We start from the raw sequence: 264 nt of genomic DNA, 5'->3' as shown, positions 1-264 counted from the left end.
CTGCGCGCGATGAAACGCTGCGGCCATCTCTTCGGCAAGCTCACCGCGGACATGGCCGATCCCTCGAATGTGGCCAGCGTGGCAAAGACGCTGGCCCGCATGGGCGCTTCGGTGCCGCAGGGCCAGGGCGCGAAGGCGGCGTGGGGACCGATGCTGGAAAAAACGCTGGGCCTTGTCACGGATCGGGATCGGCAGGACGTCCTGGCCGGGGTGCTGGCGATGAAGGAGGCCTGCGCCAAGCCCGGCGGCGTCGCGCTGACCAAC

Annotated in this window: 1 protein-coding gene; it reads left to right on the top strand. The window is 69.3% G+C overall.

Going from position 1 to position 264, the window contains the following annotated elements; all coding sequences use genetic code 11:
- A partial coding sequence (locus SB751_RS31545) for a hypothetical protein (RefSeq protein ID WP_410749216.1) occupies positions 1–264 on the top strand: 264 nt, incomplete at both ends.

The sequence above is a fragment of the Cupriavidus sp. SIMBA_020 genome, from assembly GCF_046535395.1.
GTDB lineage: Bacteria > Pseudomonadota > Gammaproteobacteria > Burkholderiales > Burkholderiaceae > Cupriavidus > Cupriavidus campinensis.
This window is presented reverse-complemented; position numbering and strand designations above follow the sequence as displayed.